This is a genomic window from Phycicoccus duodecadis, assembly GCF_002846495.1.
Lineage (GTDB): Bacteria > Actinomycetota > Actinomycetes > Actinomycetales > Dermatophilaceae > Phycicoccus > Phycicoccus duodecadis.
In genome coordinates, this window is the sequence record NZ_PJNE01000001.1 from 1,929,000 (window position 1) to 1,945,406 (window position 16,407).

At 75.8% G+C, this 16,407-nt stretch carries 15 protein-coding genes; 5 read left to right on the plus strand and 10 right to left on the minus strand.

From position 1 onward, the window contains the following. Positions 1-11 precede the first annotated feature (11 nt). The 3 genes from ATL31_RS09015 to ATL31_RS09025 all read right to left on the minus strand — a co-directional run bounded on the left by ATL31_RS09015 (position 12) and on the right by ATL31_RS09025 (position 3,325). The gene (locus tag ATL31_RS09015; protein ID WP_101395471.1) at positions 12-1,367 is read right to left on the minus strand and encodes a serine hydrolase domain-containing protein; all 1,356 of its coding nucleotides are present in this window, start codon (positions 1,365-1,367) and stop codon (positions 12-14) included. Positions 1,368-1,435: 68 nt separating this feature from the next. After that, positions 1,436-2,224, minus strand: a complete 789-nt coding sequence (locus tag ATL31_RS09020; RefSeq protein WP_158239819.1) for a sigma-70 family RNA polymerase sigma factor — start codon at positions 2,222-2,224, stop codon at positions 1,436-1,438. A 174-nt stretch (positions 2,225-2,398) separates the two neighbouring features. Continuing rightward, positions 2,399-3,325, minus strand: a complete 927-nt coding sequence (locus tag ATL31_RS09025; RefSeq protein ID WP_101395473.1) for an NADP-dependent oxidoreductase — start codon at positions 3,323-3,325, stop codon at positions 2,399-2,401. A gap of 180 nt (positions 3,326-3,505) precedes the next feature. Here ATL31_RS09025 and ATL31_RS09030 point away from each other — a divergent pair, with 180 nt between their 5' ends. Next, positions 3,506-3,772: a DUF2795 domain-containing protein gene (locus tag ATL31_RS09030; protein ID WP_101395474.1), complete on the plus strand. Its 267-nt coding sequence runs from the start codon at positions 3,506-3,508 to the stop codon at positions 3,770-3,772. Between the two features lie 4 nt (positions 3,773-3,776). Here ATL31_RS09030 and ATL31_RS09035 read toward each other — a convergent pair whose 3' ends face one another. Next, positions 3,777-5,345, minus strand: a complete 1,569-nt coding sequence (locus tag ATL31_RS09035) for a GGDEF domain-containing protein (protein WP_158239820.1) — start codon at positions 5,343-5,345, stop codon at positions 3,777-3,779. A gap of 207 nt (positions 5,346-5,552) precedes the next feature. On the opposite strand from ATL31_RS09035, the gene ATL31_RS09040 reads away from it, so the two are divergent. Continuing rightward, positions 5,553-6,518: a DUF808 domain-containing protein gene (locus tag ATL31_RS09040; RefSeq protein WP_101395476.1), complete on the plus strand. Its 966-nt coding sequence runs from the start codon at positions 5,553-5,555 to the stop codon at positions 6,516-6,518. A 6-nt stretch (positions 6,519-6,524) separates the two neighbouring features. Here the strand turns inward: ATL31_RS09040 and ATL31_RS09045 are convergent, their stop codons facing one another. The 3 genes from ATL31_RS09045 to ATL31_RS09055 all read right to left on the minus strand — a co-directional run bounded on the left by ATL31_RS09045 (position 6,525) and on the right by ATL31_RS09055 (position 9,739). After that, positions 6,525-7,520: an LLM class F420-dependent oxidoreductase gene (locus ATL31_RS09045; RefSeq protein ID WP_101395477.1), complete on the minus strand. Its 996-nt coding sequence runs from the start codon at positions 7,518-7,520 to the stop codon at positions 6,525-6,527. Positions 7,521-7,613: 93 nt separating this feature from the next. Then, positions 7,614-8,306 (minus strand): TVP38/TMEM64 family protein, encoded by a 693-nt coding sequence (locus ATL31_RS09050; RefSeq protein ID WP_158239821.1) that lies wholly within the window; start codon positions 8,304-8,306, stop codon positions 7,614-7,616. After that, complete coding sequence (locus ATL31_RS09055) at positions 8,303-9,739, minus strand: MFS transporter (RefSeq protein WP_245862174.1); 1,437 nt, start codon at positions 9,737-9,739, stop codon at positions 8,303-8,305. The genes ATL31_RS09050 and ATL31_RS09055 overlap by 4 nt, the downstream gene beginning before the upstream one ends. A gap of 140 nt (positions 9,740-9,879) precedes the next feature. Here ATL31_RS09055 and lysX point away from each other — a divergent pair, with 140 nt between their 5' ends. Further along, a complete protein-coding gene (lysX, locus tag ATL31_RS09060; protein ID WP_101395479.1) occupies positions 9,880-13,200 on the plus strand; it encodes a bifunctional lysylphosphatidylglycerol synthetase/lysine--tRNA ligase LysX in 3,321 nt (1,106 codons plus the stop codon). On the opposite strand, the gene ATL31_RS09065 is transcribed toward lysX, so the two are convergent. After that, positions 13,184-14,083: an alpha/beta fold hydrolase gene (locus tag ATL31_RS09065; protein ID WP_158239822.1), complete on the minus strand. Its 900-nt coding sequence runs from the start codon at positions 14,081-14,083 to the stop codon at positions 13,184-13,186. The genes lysX and ATL31_RS09065 overlap by 17 nt on opposite strands. Positions 14,084-14,167: 84 nt before the next feature. Here ATL31_RS09065 and ATL31_RS09070 point away from each other — a divergent pair, with 84 nt between their 5' ends. Both ATL31_RS09070 and ATL31_RS09075 read left to right on the plus strand, forming a co-directional pair. Beyond that, positions 14,168-14,542 carry a tetratricopeptide repeat protein gene (locus tag ATL31_RS09070; RefSeq protein ID WP_101395481.1) on the plus strand — a complete coding sequence of 125 codons (375 nt, stop codon included), beginning with the start codon at positions 14,168-14,170 and terminating at the stop codon, positions 14,540-14,542. Continuing rightward, the gene (locus tag ATL31_RS09075; RefSeq protein ID WP_101395482.1) at positions 14,539-15,222 is read left to right on the plus strand and encodes a hemerythrin domain-containing protein; all 684 of its coding nucleotides are present in this window, start codon (positions 14,539-14,541) and stop codon (positions 15,220-15,222) included. The genes ATL31_RS09070 and ATL31_RS09075 overlap by 4 nt, the downstream gene beginning before the upstream one ends. Before the next feature lie 10 nt (positions 15,223-15,232). Here the strand turns inward: ATL31_RS09075 and ATL31_RS09080 are convergent, their stop codons facing one another. Together ATL31_RS09080 and ATL31_RS09085 are read right to left on the minus strand one after the other, a co-directional pair. After that, entirely contained in the window at positions 15,233-15,838 is a 606-nt protein-coding gene (locus ATL31_RS09080; protein ID WP_101395483.1) for a methylated-DNA--[protein]-cysteine S-methyltransferase, read from the minus strand. After that, positions 15,835-16,332, minus strand: coding sequence for an RNA polymerase sigma factor (locus ATL31_RS09085; protein WP_101395484.1), 498 nt, complete (start codon positions 16,330-16,332; stop codon positions 15,835-15,837). Before ATL31_RS09085 ends, ATL31_RS09080 begins: the two co-directional genes overlap by 4 nt. Positions 16,333-16,407 lie beyond the last annotated feature (75 nt).

Sequence of the window (16,407 nt, forward strand, 5' to 3'; positions counted from 1 at the left end):
CGGGCCGTTGCTCAGCCGGTCGCGGGGCCCAGGGCGACGAGGTCGCGCACCAGCTCGTCCGTGCCCAGCCGCGACTCGGCCACGGTGGGCGAGAACCCCAGGCGCACGACGACCAGCCCGGCCGACGGCACGACGTAGAGCCGCTGGCCGTCGTGGCCGCTGGCCCAGTAGGCGTCGGCCGGCAGCGAGGGGTCGACCAGCGACCCGTCGGCCTGCCGGTTGACCCACCAGCCCGCCGCGTAGCCCTTCTCCTCGCTGCGCGCGACGGGCTCGGCCGTCGTGGAGGTCTTCATCCAGCCCTCCGGCAGCAGCCGCTTGCCGTTCCACACGCCGTCCTGGAGCGCGAACTGGCCGATGGCGGCCCAGTCGCGCGGGGTGGCCCAGAGGTAGGAGCTGCACACCGGCCGGCCGGACGCGTCCGGCTCCCAGACCGCCGACGACAGCCCGAGCGGGGCGAAGAGGGTCGTGCGGGGGAAGTCGGTGTCGGGCACGTCGGCCAGCCCGGTGAGCCACGAGCAGAGGATGTTCGGCGAGCCGCTGGAGTACTGCTGGTAGGTCCCCGGCTGGTGGGCCAGCGGGCGGCTCGCGGCGTACTTCGCCATGTCGGGCTCCGCGTAGAGCATCTGCGTGATGGGCGTCCCGAGGTCGTAGGTCTCGTTCCAGGACAGCCCGCTCGTCATCCGCATCAGCTGGTCGAGGGTGATGTCGCGACGCTCGTCGGTCCACTCGGGGCGCAGGCCCTTCTCGTCGACCGAGATGCCCCGGGTCAGCACGAAGCGCCCCAGCATCAGGTTCGTGACGCTCTTGCTCATCGACCAGCCGAGCTGCGGGGTCGCGGCGTCGAACCCGGGTGCGTAGCGCTCGGCCACGAGCCGGCCGTCACGCAGGACCACCACACCGCGGGTACCGAGGGCTCGGCGCGCCTCGGCCGTGCGGTCGTCGCCGAACGCCTTCGCCACCAGGGCGTCGACGGCCGGGTCGGCGGCTGGCGCGGGCGCGTCCGAGAGCGGGTTGGGGTCGCTCTCGACCTTGGTCGCGCGGCCCGGTCCGGCCGGGCGCTCCGCTCCCACCGTGCAGCCGTAGCCGGGGGTGTACCAGGCCTTCTGCTTCGACAGGACCCACAGCGCGGCCGACGTGACCGAGCGGCCGGCCCGGTTGACGTAGCCGGTGAGGTAGGGCACCAGCGGGTTGGGCGGCAGGTCGGCCTCGGGGTCGTCGCGCCCGGCGACGAAGGTGACCGCACAGGCGTTGTGGGCGGCGTACCCGGTGCCGGTGGCGATGAGCGGCCGGGCGTACCAGTAGCCCCCCACGGCCGCCGCGACGACCAGCACCAGGAGGACGACGACCACACGCCGCAGCACACGCATGGCGCGACGCTACCTGCCGCGACCACCCCTGCGGCAGAGGTGGGCCGGTGCGGGGCGAAGGACGTCTCTCAGGCGGCGGTGGCCGGGTCGAGCCCGTCGCGCAGCCGGCGCAGGACTCCGCTGAGCAGCCGCGAGACCTGCATCTGGCTGACGCCCACGGCCTCACCGATCTCGCTCTGGGTGCGCTCCTCGACGAAGCGCAGCCGCAGGATGAGGCGCTCGCGCGGGGTCAGCCGCGCGATCTCGGCCCGGACCGCCGAGCGCAGCTCGATGCTGTCGGCGAGGTTCCAGGGGTCGGCCAGGAGGTCGCCGGTGGTGCCGCCGAACGCCGTGGGCGCGTCGAGCGAGCCGGGAGCGAACGCCGAGGCACAGCCGCGGGCGTCGTCGACGTCCTTGGCGGTGCAGCCGACGAGCGCCGCGACCTCGGCCGCGGTGGCGTCGCGGCCGTGCACGTGGCGCAGGTCCTCCTCGGCGCGGACGACCTGGGCCCGCAGCTCCTGAAGGCCCCGCGGCGGGCGCACGACCCAGCCGGCGTCGCGGAAGTGGCGCTTGAGCTCACCCCGGATGGTGGGGACCGCGAAGGCCGCGAAGCCGCGACCGGCGCCGGGGCGGTAGCGGCCCACGGCCACCACGAGGGCGGTCCGGGCGACCTGCACGAGGTCCTCGCTGTCGATGCCGCGCCCCACGTAGCGCGAGGCCAGGCTGTCGGCCAAGGGAAGGGTGGCGCGGACCACGGCCTCGGTGAGGGAGGCCCGCTCGGCGGGGTCGGCGGTCGCGTCGAGCTCGCTCAGGAGGGTCTCGACGTCGGTGTCACCAACGGCCCAGGCCGACGGGAGTGAAGACGGGATGACGGACACGTGATGCCTCCGATTCTTGGAAAGAACGGATGGCACGCTGCTGAACCATCTCGACCCCGGGTCACGCCGGTGTCGTTCACGACCGTACCGCGCGGCCCCGACGGGCGGGGGTCTCGGCGCTCACGAACTGATCGGGCGCGCGGGCCCTCGCCGCGTCGGGGCCGGGTGACGGGGTCAGTCGCCGACGGCGATGACGAGCTTGCCGCTGACGTGGCCCTGCTGGCTGCGCGCGAAGGCGCGCGCCACCTCGTCGAGGCCGTAGGTCCCCGCCACGTCGACCACCAGGCGGCCGTCGGCGGCGCGGTCGGCCAGCCACTGCAGCTCCTCGCCGTCGGGGCGCACCCAGATCCAGGAACCGCCGTGCTCGGTGACCGACGGGTCGGTGATGGAGGCGTGCCGGCCGCCCTCGCGCAGCACCGCGAGGGTGTCGTCGAGGACGCCGCCCACGAAGTCGGCCACCGCGTCGACGCCGTCGGGGGCGATCTCACGCACCCGGTCGGCGAGGCCCGCGCCGTAGCTGACCGGGGTGGCCCCGAGCTCGCGCAGGTGCTCGTGGTTGCCCTCCGACGCGGTGCCGACCACGGTGGTGGCACCCAGCTCGCGCGCGATCTGGACGGCCAGGAGGCCGACCCCGCCGGCCGCCGCGTGCACCAGCACCGTGTCGCCCGGGCCGACCTCGAGCCGGCGCAGGGTGCGCAGGGCGGTGAGGCCGGCCAGCGGGAGGCCGCCCGCCTCGTCCCAGCCCAGCCCGGCGGGCTTGTGGGCGAGGGCCCGCGCCGGGACGGTGACGAGCTCGGCGAAGGTCCCGCCGTGCACCCAGTCCTTGCGGGCGTAGGCCATGACCTCGTCGCCGACCGCGACCTCGGGGGTGTCGGGACCGACGGCCCGCACGACACCGGCCACGTCCCACCCGGGGACGACGGGGAAGGTGACCTCCATCATCCCGTCGAGGCCGCCGGACATCAGCTTCCAGTCGACGGGGTTGACCCCGGCACGGCGGACCTCGACCAGGGCCTCGCCGGGCCCCACCTTCGGGTCGGGCACGTCACGGACGGCGAGGGTGTCGGGGGAACCGTAGGACTCGTAGGTGGCAGCGCGCATGCAAGGGACAAGGCGCGGCGGCGGTGAGGCATTCCGGGGCTCGCAGGCCACCCGGCCGTGTGGGTGCCGAGGGTGGGCTGACCTGCGGATCTGCGCCTTCCGCGTTTCCCGGACCGGTCACGGGGGTAACGTCTCGATCGCTCCGGGTTCCGGGGTGGGGACGGACGAGGAGGTCCGGCGATGACGATGGTGGACGACACCCGGGGGACCGGCGACGTGAGCGCCGACGTGGCGCTCGCGGCCGACCTGGCCGACCTGCGCCACGCGCTGCAGGACCACCCGTTCCCGGCGAGCCAGGACGACCTCATCGCCGCCTGCCTCGCCCGGCACGAGCCCACGCGGCTGGCCTGCCGGCTGTCGCGGCTGCCGCGGGAGCGCCGCTACGCGACCCTCGACGAGCTGCTGGACGACGTCGCGGCCGTGGCCGCGCTGCCCGCCCCCCGCTGAGCGGTCAGACGGCCACGCCGTCGCGCCCGCGCTGCTTGGCCCGGTAGAGCGCCTGGTCGGCCGCCTCGCGCAGGCCGTCGAGGTCGGCGACCTTGCCGACGGCCAGGCCGATGCTGACCGTCACCGAGAGAGCGGGGGCCAGCTCGTCCCAGTGTTCGAGACGGATGTTCTCGACCAGCACCGCGCACCGGCGGGTGGCGGCGTCGAGGTCGTCGGTGTCGAGGAGGAGCAGGAACTCGTCGCCGCCCCAGCGCACCACCAGGTCGGTCTCGCGCACGACCGAGCGGAGGGCGGATGCGACCCGCACCAGGACCTCGTCGCCGATCTCGTGGCCGTGGGTGTCGTTGACCTCCTTGAAGTGGTCGAGGTCGACCAGGACGAGGGTCACCTCGACGCGCTCGTGCTCGGCGAGCATGTCGAGGTGACCGGCGAGCCCGCGGCGGTTGGCCACGCCGGTGAGCTCGTCGAACTCGGCGGCGACCCGGAGCCGGGCGTGCTCGGCGACCATCTGCTCGTGCCGGATGAGCGAGCGCATCGCCTCGACGGCGTCGGCGCGGGCCTGGTGGCGGCGCAGGGACAGCTCGCGCCCGAGCCGCAGGCCGGCCGTGGGGTGACCCAGCTGGGCCGCCTCGAGCTCGGCGTCGAGGGTGAGGGCCAGGAGGTGGAACTCGGGCTCGCGGTCGGGGTCGATGCCCTCGAGGGCGCGAGCCAGGTGGCGGCGCGCCTCCGTGGGGTCGGGATCGGAGAAGGCGCGGGAGAGGTCGACGTACGCGGCGAACTCGGCGTCCTCCTGCTCGGCCAGCGGCCGGGGGGAGGAGTCGACCGGCGGCACGATGGCGTCGACCAGGTTCTCGAAGATGTGCAGGTCCAGGGCCCAGCTCTCGGGCAGCAGCGAGAGCGGGACGCGCTGCGCGGCGCTGCGGGCAGCCTCGCCCTCGTCCCGCAGCGCGGGCCGGTCGCCGGTCTGGCGCAGCGCGCACAGGCGGCGCAGCTGGATCTCGGCGCGGTTGTACATCGCCGTCGCGAGCCGCCACGCGTCGTGGCGGGCCTGGAGGTGGCAGGCCTCGGCCGCCGCGGTGTGCTCGAGGGCGAGTCCCCACATGTCGCGGGCGAGGTAGGCGGTGGCGCACTGCCCGTGGGCGGAGGCGAGGAACTCGTGGTGCCGGTTGGCGGTCTCGAGGAGCACGGTGGCCCGAGCCAGGTCGCGGTCGGCGTCGAGCCGGGGCCGGGGGTCGGGCACGGCGTCGGTGGCGCCCATGGCCAGGGCGAGGGCCTCCCAGACCTCGTCGTCGTCCTCGCGGGCCCGTTCGAGCAGGGCGCGCAGGTGGTCGCGCCCGTCGAGCGACTTGTCGTAGCGCGCGGCCAGCACGGCCACGTACTCCCCGACCATCACGACGTCGGCCCACCCGTGCGCATGGGCCTCCTGGACGATCCCGTGGCGTTCCTCGGACGTCGTGGCCCCCGGCGTCTGGGCGCGCAGGATCAGCTCGGTGACGCGGTCCATCGCCTGCTGGTGCTCGGGCGTCCGCACCCGGACGGCTGTCGGTAGCCCGGCGGCAGCTGCGATGGTCATGCGCTCAGTCTCGGGCGAGGCCGCACCGGTTGTCAGGGCGCGCGGGAACATCCGCGCCGAACGGACGACCCCGAGTCGGCCGACGGCACGACCTCGGACCGCGGGGGCGCCCGGCAGGACGTGCCCTCCACCCCCGCGGGCGGTTAGCGTTCGGGGCGAGGAGACGCCGAGGACAGGTCGGCGACCCCCCGAGGGAAGGACACGGCCGTGGCCGGAGGACTCGTCGCGCTGCTCGACGACGTGGCGGTGCTGGCCAAGCTGGCGGCCGCCTCCATCGACGACGTGGGGGCCGCCGCAGGGCGGGCGAGCGTCAAGGCCGCGGGGGTCGTGGTCGACGACACGGCCGTCACGCCCCGCTACGTGCACGGCTTCACCGCCGACCGTGAGCTGCCCATCATCCGCAGGATCGCGCTGGGGTCGCTGCGCAACAAGATCCTGGTCATCCTCCCGGTCGCCCTGCTGCTCAGCCAGTTCCTGCCGTGGGCGCTCACCCCGATCCTGATGGTGGGCGGCACGTACCTGTGCTTCGAGGGGGCCGAGAAGATCTGGGAGAGGCTCGCCCACCACGAGGACGCCGACGAGCCGGCCGCCGCGGTGGGGCCCGAGCACGAGAAGGCGATGGTGGCGGGGGCCATCCGCACCGACTTCATCCTGTCGGCCGAGATCATGGTCATCGCGCTGAACGAGGTCGCCTCCGAGGGCTTCTGGGCGCGCGCGGTCATCCTGCTGGTGGTGGCGGTCCTCATCACCCTGCTGGTCTACGGGGTGGTGGGGCTCATCGTGAAGATGGACGACATCGGGCTGCACCTGGCCGAGACCGGCGGCTCGGGCGCGGTGCGCCGGCTGGGGCAGGGACTCGTGACCGGGATGCCGAAGCTGCTGGCGGTGCTGTCGACGGTGGGCATCGTGGCGATGCTCTGGGTCGGCGGCCACATCCTGCTGGTGGGCGCCGACGAGCTGGGGTGGCCCGCGCCGTACGACCTCGTGCACCACCTCGAGGAGCTGGTCCACGACGCCACGGGCCCGCTGGGCGGGGTGCTGGGGTGGCTCACCAACACGCTGGGCTCAGCCGTGGCGGGCGGCGTCGTGGGGGCCGTGGTCGTGGCGGTGGTCACCGCCGTGCACCGGGCCCGCGGCGGCCGGGACGAGCGGTCCGCGGCCGCCGCGCACTGACCGGGGTCAGGCCGCGCCGGCCGGGGCGGCCGCGCGCAGCTTCTCGAGCAGGTCGGGGGCGGCCTCGTCGAGGAACCGCCGCTGGTGCTCGCCGCCGACCTGCACCAGCGCGACGTCCGTGAACCCCGCCTCCCAGAACGGGCGGACGGCCTCGACCACGGCGTCGAGGTCGGGGCCGCACGGGATGGATGCGGCCACGTCCTCCTCGCGCACGAACTGGGCGGCGCCACTGAACCCCGCCGGCGTCGGGAGGTCGGCGTTGACCTTCCAGCCGCCGCCGAACCAGCGGAACTGCTCGTGTGCCCGGGTGACGGCCGCCGCCTCCGAGGGGTCCCAGCAGATCGGCAGCTGGCCGATGGCGCGCGCGCCCGCACCGATGGTCGAGCCGGCCAGCTCGTTCCACTGCTGCACGATCTCGGCCTCGGGCTCGGTGGAGATGAGGTGGTCGGCCAGCGGGCCGAAGCGCGCGATGCCGGCGCGCCCGCTGACCGCGACGCCGATGGGGACCCCCTGCTCGGGCACGTCCCAGATGCGGGCGGAGTCGACGTCGAAGTGCTCACCGCGGTAGGTGACGAGCTCGCCGGTGTGCAGCGCCCGGATGATCTCGACCGCCTCGGCCAGCATGTCCTGGCGCCGCGCCACCGACGGCCAGCCCTGCCCGACCACGTGCTCGTTGAGGTTCTCGCCGGCGCCGAGGCCCAGGGTGAAGCGGCCGTCGGCGAGGATCTGCAGGGTCGCGGCCTTCTGGGCCACGACGGCGGGGTGGTAGCGGATGGTCGGGCAGGTCACGTAGGTGGCGAGCTCGACGCGCTCGGTCATCTGGGCGACCGCGCCCAGCACCGTCCAGGCGTACGGCGCGTGGCCCTGCTCGGTGAGCCACGGCGAGTAGTGGTCGCTCGAGACGAGCAGGTCGAACCCCGCGCCCTCGGCGCGCACGGCGGCGTCGACGAGCTCCTTGGGGCCGTTCTGCTCGGTCATCAGGGTGAAGCCGAATCGGGTCACGGGGGGTGCGCTCCTCGGGAGGTCGGGGCCGGCGGGGGGCCGGCGCTCACCCGCCCCGTACCCCGCGACCGGGCCCCGTGCACGTGCCGGGGCTCATCGCGGGCCGCGCTCCTCCCGGTCGGGGCCGCCGCGCCGGAGCCGGCGCCCCGCCAGGACGGTGAGCAGCAGCAGGACCACCCCCGCCCCGCCGGCGAGCGCGATGGTGGTGGTGTCGCGCCCGGCCGAGGCGCCGACCACCACGTAGGCCACGGTGCCGGGCAGGATGCCGACGGCGGTGCCGACGAGGTAGTCGCGACGCGAGGTGGGGCCCACCCCGGCGGCGTAGTTGACGACCGTGAACGGCACGAAGGGCGTGAGCCGGGCCACCAGCATCGTGAGCAGCCCCTGTTCGCGCAGGAGACGCTGCACGCGCACGACCCGGCGGCCGCTGAGCCCGGCCACCGCCGACTGCCCCAGCCGGCGGGCGAGGGCGAAGGCGACCACGGCGCTCAGCATCGCGCCGACCCAGCCCAGCACCACGCCGCCCGCCACCCCGAACAGCGCTCCCGCGATGCCGGCCAGCAGGTTCTTGGGTACGGGCAGCAGGGTCAGCACGACGTGCACCCCGATGTACGTGACCGGCCCCCAGGCCCCGGTGCCGGCCACGAAGGCGCGCACCCCCTCGAGGTCGCCCCCGACGACCACGACGACGACCGACGCGACGAGCAGCAGCGTGAACAGGGCCCCGACGACCCGCAGCCGGGTGGCCGCCGGGCCGTCGACGGGGGGTGGCTCCGGGCCGGTCACGCGACCCGGGCGCTCGCCCCGGCGCCCACCCGCCGCGAGCGCACGGCCAGGGCGCCGGTGACCAGGACCAGCGCCGTGACCGCCCAGAACCCGGGGGCGGGCCGCAGTGGCACCAGGATGCCGACCGCCCCGCCCAGCACCCAGAACGCCTGGAGGATGGTCTCGGACCACGAGAACACCCGGGCCCGCACCACGTCGGCGACGTCGCGCTGCACCAGGGCGTCGAGGCAGAGCTTGGCCAGCTGGGCGTAGACGCCGGCGGCCAGGCCCAGCAGCACCAGCGCCCACACCGAGTACAGCAGCGCCGTGACGACGGACACGGCCAGGGCCACGACGGCGATGACGGTGGCCATCGCCTCGGGGGCCGGGGTCTCACGGCGGTTGCCGACGAGCGAGCCCAGGGCGTTGCCGACCCCGGCCGCGGCGACGACCAGCCCCAGGACCAGCGGCCCGCTCCAGCCCGGGAGCGGGTGCTCGCGCATCAGGAAGGTCAGGAACAGGGTCAGGAAGCCGCTGAGGAGGCGCGAGCCCGTGGTCAGCCACAGCACGTAGCGCACCGGCACCGGCAGCGCCCGCAGCCGGCGCATCCCGCGCTGGGGCTCGTCGAGCGGCTCGTGCCCGGCGGGGGTGCCGTCGACGTCGACCTCCCCGAGGGGCGAGTCGACCCGGGCCGGCAGCCGGATGGACATCACGGTGGCCACCACGAACACGACGAAGGCGACCCGCAGCGACCAGTCGGGCCCGATCCGCGAGGCCGCCCCGGCGAGGCCCCCACCGATCACCATCCCGACGATGCCGGCGAGGTTGAGGCGCGAGTTGGCGCTGACGAAGCCGATCCCGGCCGGGAGCAGGCGAGGGACCGCGGCGGCCCGGGCCACCGTGTACGACCGGGACGCGACGAGGCAGCCGAGGGCGGCGGGGAAGAGCCACACGCTGTCGTCGACGACGGCCGAGGCCAGCACCCAGGCGAGGAAGCCGCGCACGGCCAGGGTGGTGCCGAGGGCCCAGCGCCGCCCGTGCCGGAACCGGTCGAGGAGCGGCCCGACCAGCGGCGCCAGGAGGACGAACGGCGCCATGGTCAGCACCAGGAAGAGCGCCACCTGCCCGCGCGCCTCGCCGGTGGGCATCGCGAAGACGGTCCCCGCCAGGGCGACCGTGACCGCGGCGTCGCCCGCGGTGTTGACCGCGTGCAGCTCGGTGAGACGCGCCAGGCCGGTGTCGCCCGCCCCGTCGGCGGCGGCGAAGCGCCGGAAGCGGTCGCCGGCCATCCGGCCCCCGCGGCCGACGACCCGGGCGGAGGCCGCGCCGCCGCGCCCGACGGCACGCACCGAGGTCGCCCCGCCCCGGCCGACCCGGCGCGCGGAGTCGACGAGCCGACGCGAGCGGGCGCGTCGTGGCCCGGGCTCGGGTGCCGGGGGGCGGGGGACGGACACGCCCCCGATCCTGCCCTGTGGCCGGGGCGGTGTGGGGGACCGGGCGGGGCCGTCCGTCCCGGTGCTCGCCGCCGGGGTGCAGGCTTGGTTGACTGGGGAGGCCAGGACCGCGAGGCGGTCGGGCGGGAGGAGGTGGCGCGGTGACCGGGACCGACCGGCCGCGCTCGCGCGCCCCCCGGGCGGGCCGGGCCCGCGACGATCGCTGGCCCGACTGGTCGGCCAGCCTCTGCTTCGCCCTGGCGGCCCTGTCCGTGATGGTCGCGGTGGTCCCGCCCTGGCGGCGCTACTTCGAGCGCACCGACGACCTCGTCTCGGCCGTGGTCGTGCCCGTGGTGCCCAACATCGTCTACGTCGCGGTCCTGCTCGGCCTGGGCGAGGCCCTGCGCCGGCGGCTGCGGCCCGCCCTGTGGGTGTTCGTCGTGCTGCTGGTCGTGCTGCCCGCGGTCGGGCGGGTGGCCTTCGTCGTCGAGGGCACCAACCGCTGGGCCAACCTCGCCGGCCTCGTCGTCACCGGGGCGCTCCTGGTGGTGCTGGTGCCGGCGCGCGAGCAGTTCCCGGCCCGCACGTCCGGGGCGTCGCTGCGTCGCGCGCTGGTGGTGCTCGTCGTCGGGGTGACGGTGTTCCTGGGGGTGGGGCTGCTCCTGCTGGGCACGGTGCACACGATGCGCAGCGGCGCCCGGGTCGACGGCCTGGTCGACACGCTCTCGCGCGACGTGGGGCTGGGGGAGCCCATCTCGATCCGCGCGCCGCTGTGGGTCCGGGCCGTCATCAACACCATCGGGGCGGCCGTGGTGGTGGCGGGTACGGTGGTGCTGCTGCGGGTGCCCGGCCGCAGCCCCTCCCTGGTCGCCCACGACGAGGCCAGGGTGCGCACCCTGCTGCGCCGGCACGGCGACGCCGACTCGCTCGGCTACTTCGCGACCCGCCGTGACAAGGCGGTCGTCTACGACACCGCCGACCCCGACTCCGCGCTGGCCGCCGTCTCCTACCGCGTCGTGGGGGGCGTGAGCCTGGCCAGCGGCGACCCGCTCGGCGACCCGCGGCGGTGGCCGGCCGCCATCGACGCCTGGCGCGGCGAGGCTCGGGCCAACGGCTGGTCCCTGGCGGTCATGGCCCCCGGGCGCGAGGGCGCCAGGGCGTACACGGAGGCCGGGCTGGTCGCCTTCGAGATCGGCGACGAGGCGGTGCTCGACCTCACCGGCTTCACGCTGGGGGCGGCGGGGTTGCGCCCGGTCCGCCAGGCCGTCACCCGGCTGCGGCGCCGCGGGTACACGGTGCGGGTGCGCCGCCACGGTGACCTCGCCCCGGCCGACCTCGACCTGCTGGCCGCGGCCGCCTCGCGATGGCGGGGGGACGGTGGCGACGAGCGCGGCTTCTCCATGGCGCTGGGCCGGCTCGGCGACCCGCTCGACGGCGACTGCGTGCTGGTCGAGGCCCTCGACGGCACCGGCCGGCTGCGGGGCTTCCTCAGCCTCGTGCCCTGGGGCCGCTCCGGCCTCTCGCTCGACCTGATGCGGCGCGACCCCGGCGCCGACAACGGGGTCGTCGAGCTGCTGGTGGTGGCCCTGGCCGAGGACGCCGCCCGCCTGCGCGTGACCCGGTTGTCGCTCAACTTCGCGATGTTCCGCGAGGCCTTCGCGCGGGGCGAGGAGCTGGGCGCCGGGCCGCTCGCGCGGCTGGGCCGCCAGCTGCTGGTGCTCGCGAGCAGCACCTGGCAGCTCGAGTCGCTGTACCGCTCGAACAGCAGGTACCTGCCCACCTGGGAGCCGCGCTACATCTGCTTCGAGTACGGCTCCGACCTCCCGCGCGTCGGCATCGCCACCGGCAGCGCCGAGGGTTTCCTGACCCGCCCGTCGGTGCGGGGGCTGCTGCGCCGGCGCCGGCCGGGGGAGGCCCTGAGCCGCGCCGAGGACGACTACGCCGACGCGGTGCGCGCCCTGATGCCGCCCGAGCCCGACCCGGTGGTCGCGGCCCTCGGGGCCCCGCGCACCGACCAGGAGCGGGCCCGCCGGCGCCGCCTCGACAGCCTGCGCGCCCGCGGGGTCGACCCCTACCCGGTCGGTTACCCGCGCACCACGACCCTGGCCGAGGTCGCCGCCCGGCACGGCGCCCTGCCGCCCGCCACCCGCACCGGCGAGCAGGTCTCGGTGGTGGGTCGCGTCCTGCGGCGCCGTGACCACGGCGGCCTCTGCTTCCTCACGGTGCGCGACGGCACCGGCGACCTCCAGCTAATGGCGTCGCGGGGCGCGCTCGGTGCCGAGGCGCACGGCCGCTTCCGCGAGCTCGACCTCGGCGACCACGTGGGCGTCACCGGTGAGGTCGTCACCACCCGCACCGGCGCCCTCACCGTCGACGCCTCCGCCTTCGCCCTCACCAGCAAGTCCCTGCGCCCGCTCCCCGACAAGCGGCACGGGCTGCTCGACCCCGAGGCCCGGGTGCGCCTGCGCTACGTCGACCTCATCTCCCGCCCGGCCGCGCGCGACGTCGCCTACCTGCGGGCCGCCGTCGTGCGCAGCCTGCGCGAGTCGCTGCACCGGCGCGGCTACACCGAGGTCGAGACCCCCGTGCTCCAGGTGGTGCACGGCGGGGCCAACGCGCGGCCCTTCGAGACCCACATCAACGCCTACGACCTCGACCTCTCGCTGCGCATCGCCACCGAGCTGCACCTCAAGCGGCTGGTTGTCGGCGGGATGGAGCGGGTCTTCGAGCTGGGGCGGCAGTTCCGCAACGAGGGCGCCGACAGCTCGCACAACCCGGAGTTCACCTCGCTCGAGGCCTACGGCACCTACCTCGACTACCACGACATGCGGCGGCTGACCCAGGAGCTCGTGCAGGAGGCCGCCGTCGCCGTGTTCGGCGAGCCGGTGGCGCGACGGCTGCGGCCCGACGGCGGGGTGGACGAGGTCGACCTCGGCGGCGACTGGCCGGTGGTGCCGATCTGCACCGCTGTGTCGCGGGCGCTGGGCGAGGAGGTCACGAGCGCGACCCCCGTCGGGGTGCTCCGGGCCCACGCGACGCGCCTCGGCCTCGAGCCGGAGGCCGAGGCGTCGTGGGGCCGGCTGCTCGAGGACGTCTACGGCGAGCTGTGCGAGGGCGCCACGACCACCCCGGTGTTCTACACCGACTTCCCGCGCGACACCACGCCGCTGGCCCGCGTGCACCGGGCCGACCCCTGGCTGGTCGAGAAGTGGGACCTCGTGATGTTCGGCAGCGAGCAGGCCACGGCCTACTCCGAGCTCGTCGATCCCGTCGACCAGCGGGCCCGGCTCGTGGCGCAGTCGCTGCTGGCCGCCGACGGCGACCCCGAGGCGATGCAGGTCGACGAGGACTTCCTGCGCGCCCTCGAGTACGGGATGCCGCCGACCGGGGGGATGGGGCTGGGCGTCGACCGCCTCGTTATGAACCTCACCGGGCTGGGCATCCGCGACACCATCCTCTTCCCCCTCACGCGTCCGGGCTGAGCGTCTCCTCGACGGCCCGGGCCACCGCCCGGGGAGCGTCGAGCATGACCAGGTGGGCGGCCTCGACGTCGATGCGGACCACGCGTGGCCCGAGCTGCGCGACCCGGTGGTCCATCCGGCGCAGCCAGCCGGTGCGGCGCACCGACAGCGGCCCGGCGGCCCGGGTGGCGACGACCAGGCGCACCGGCACGTCGGGCAGGGGGCGGCGCGCGGCGAGGCTCTCGAGGGCCAGCGCGTCGGCCCGCACCGCCGCGAGCTCGTCGACCGCCGCCCGCAACTGCACCGGACTGCCGTAGGCGCGCGTCACCGCCCGGCGGGCGGCCCGCGGGGCGCCGGTGGCCGTCCCGCCGGTCACCAGCAGGCGTCCGGTCAGGCGCCGCGTCCCCCGCGCCACCCCCGGCAGGGCGGCCAGGCGGCGGGCGAGCGCGGCCGGGCGCCCCTCGAGCTGATGCCGCGTGGCCTCGTGGCCGGGGTCGCTGGCGTCGACCAGGACGAGCCCGCGCACGACGTCGGGGCGCGACCGGGCCAGGCCCTCCGCGAAGAGGCCGCCGTGCGAGTGGCCGACCACCACCACGCGCCCCCCGCCCTCGCCGCCGGCGGCGGTCGCCTCGAGCACGGTGCCGAGCAGCCTCACCTGGTCGGCGAAGGTCGCGGCGGTGGGCCACGGGCCCGAGCCGCCGGTCCCGGGGCGGTCGAACAGGACGCAGCGCACGCCCGGCAGCAGGGACGCCACCGGGTGCCAGAGCTCCAGGGGCAGGCCGAGCCCGGACGCGAAGAGGGCCGTGGCGGGCGCCCGGGGGTTCACGACCTCGACCCGGACCACCGCCCCGGGATGCCCCGGCACGTCGAGCAGCCGCTGCTCGGGCTCGGGGTCGGCGTCCACATCCGAGACCCTAGAGCCGCGCGCCGCGCGGAATCCCGGCCGGTCGCCCGGTGTTCTCGTGCCCATGAGTACCCCGAGACCGGAATGGCCGAGCGCTACCAGCGAGCCCGGGGACTCTTCGACCACGGGGAGTTCCAGGCGGCCGCACAGGAGCTGTCGGCGCTCGTCGACGCCAGTGCGCTGGAGCCCCCGCTGCACGGCACCACCGAGCTGCGGCTGCTGCTGGCGCGGTCGTACTACCACTCGGCCCAGCTGGGCCGCGCCGAGCGGGTGACCCGCGCCATCCTGGTCGACGACCCCGACGAGGCCTACGCGAACCTCCTGCTCGGGCGCACGCTGCAGCGCCAGGGCCGCGCGGCCGAGGCCCGGCCGCACCTGGCGATGGCCGAGCTGCTCGGCGGGTACGGCGACGAGGGCCGGCTGCCCGAGCCCGACGCCGACGGCACCGACGCCTCGTGACCGACGACGGCCACGACCTCGAGCCGGGCACCTTCCCCACACCGGATGCCGACGCGCCCACGCCCGCGGCCCCCGCCACGGTGCGGGGCTTCGCGCCCACCCCCGACGACGGCATCCGGCTCACCGGCACGCTGCCCTGGGACGAGGCCGCCCGCCCGCGCTACCCGGCGCCCGCGGAGGACCCCGGCTACAGCGACGCCCAGCTGGCCACGCCCCGCCACCTCGTCGACGTGCACGACCACCTGCGGGCCGAGCTGACCCAGGTGCGCGACATCGTCGGCCAGGTGGCCCGCGGGATGCTGGCGGTCGGCGACGCCCGCTCGGCCGTCAACACCATGACGATGCGCCAGAACCAGTGGACGCTCGGGGCGTACTGCGAGTCGTACTGCCGCATCGTGACCGGGCACCACACCCTCGAGGACGTCTCGATCTTCCCGCACCTGCGCTGGGCCGACCCCGACGCGGGCCCCGTGGTGGCACGCCTCGAGGAGGAGCACGAGGTCATCCACGACGTGCTCGACGAGGTCGACCGGGCGCTGGTGGCCCTGGTGTCGAAGGTGGAGGGCGCCATCGAGCGGTTACAGCACGTGGTCGACCTGCTCACCGACATCCTGCTGTCGCACCTGGCCTACGAGGAGCGCGAGCTGCTGCATCCCCTGGCCCGCCACGGCTTCCACTGACCCGCCGGGGTCAGGGGTGGGCGTGCCGCGCCTCGAGGGCGAGCAGGTGCTCCTTGGCGGCCGGCCCCCCCGCGTACCCGCCCACCCCGCCGGAGGCCGGCAGCACCCGGTGGCACGGCAGCGTGACGCAGAGCGGGTTGCCGCCGAGCGCGGTGCCGACCGCCCGTGCGGCCCGGTCGTGGCCGATGCGCGCCGCCAGCACGGCGTACGTGATGCGCTCGCCGTACCCGACCGTGGCCGCCAGCCCGGTCAGCACCTCGCGCTGGAAGGGTGACGCCAGGGCGAGGTCGGGCTGGACCGCGACGGTGGTCGCCCGCCCCGAGAGGTAGTCCGCGAGGGCGCGGCGCACGGTGTCGGTGGGGGCCGGATGCCGCAGCACGCGCGGGCTCACGGTGGCCGCGATGCGGGTCAGCCAGTGCGCCTCCGCGGCGTCGTCGGGGGCGTAGGCGGTGGCCACGACCCGGCCGTCGTCGCGCACGGCGAGCAGCATCCGGCCGACCGCGGTGTCGTCGACGACGTACGAGACGTCCGTGGGGGGCAGCCGCGGCGGACCGGCCAGGGGCGGGTCGAAGGCGGCGAACGGGTCGGAGGAGGTGGGCGCGGGGCGGTAAGTCATCGGAGGTCCTCGGGGTGCTGGACGTCGTGGAGGTCGAGGCGCAGGGTCGCGAGGGCGTCACTGACGAGGCGGCGGCTCATCCCCGGCGTGGTGCCCAGGGCGGCGGCGACGGCGCGATGGTCGAGGTCGCCCACGAAGCGCAGGACGACGGCGTCGCGCTGGCGCTCCGGCAGGGCCGCGACCATCCGCCAGAGGTCGCCCGACGGCGCGTCGGGGGGTGGGGCGACGGGGGCCTCGGCCAGGGCCGCGGGGTCGTCGTGCGGGACGGTGCGCCGGGCCCTGCGGTGGTGGTCCATGGCGCAGCGGTGGGTGACGGTGAGGAGCCACGAGCGCAGGTTGCGGGCGTGGGTGAGGCGGGGGTAGGCCACGAGCGCCTGGGTCCACGCCTGCTGGGCGACGTCGTCGGCGTGCACCGGGCCCACGAGACCGTGGGCGAGGCGGGCGACGTCGCGCCAGTGCTCGTCGACGAGGTGCTGGAAGGGGGGCAGGCTCACGATGGTGCAACGGTAGGGGGCCCACCGATGTGAGTGCTGTGCGCCGCGGCGACAGGGGGTGGCATCCACCGCATG

Excerpts from the sequence above, each read along its gene's own strand:
- ATL31_RS09015 (WP_101395471.1), bottom strand. The coding sequence starts at position 1,367 with ATGCGTGTGCTGCGGCGTGTGGTCGTCGTCCTCCTGGTGCTGGTCGTC.
- ATL31_RS09025 (WP_101395473.1), bottom strand. The coding sequence starts at position 3,325 with ATGCGCGCTGCCACCTACGAGTCCTACGGTTCCCCCGACACCCTCGCC.
- ATL31_RS09030 (WP_101395474.1), top strand. The coding sequence starts at position 3,506 with ATGACGATGGTGGACGACACCCGGGGGACCGGCGACGTGAGCGCCGAC.
- ATL31_RS09035 (WP_158239820.1), bottom strand. The coding sequence starts at position 5,345 with ATGACCATCGCAGCTGCCGCCGGGCTACCGACAGCCGTCCGGGTGCGG.
- ATL31_RS09070 (WP_101395481.1), top strand. The coding sequence starts at position 14,168 with ATGGCCGAGCGCTACCAGCGAGCCCGGGGACTCTTCGACCACGGGGAG.
- ATL31_RS09080 (WP_101395483.1), bottom strand. The coding sequence starts at position 15,838 with ATGACTTACCGCCCCGCGCCCACCTCCTCCGACCCGTTCGCCGCCTTC.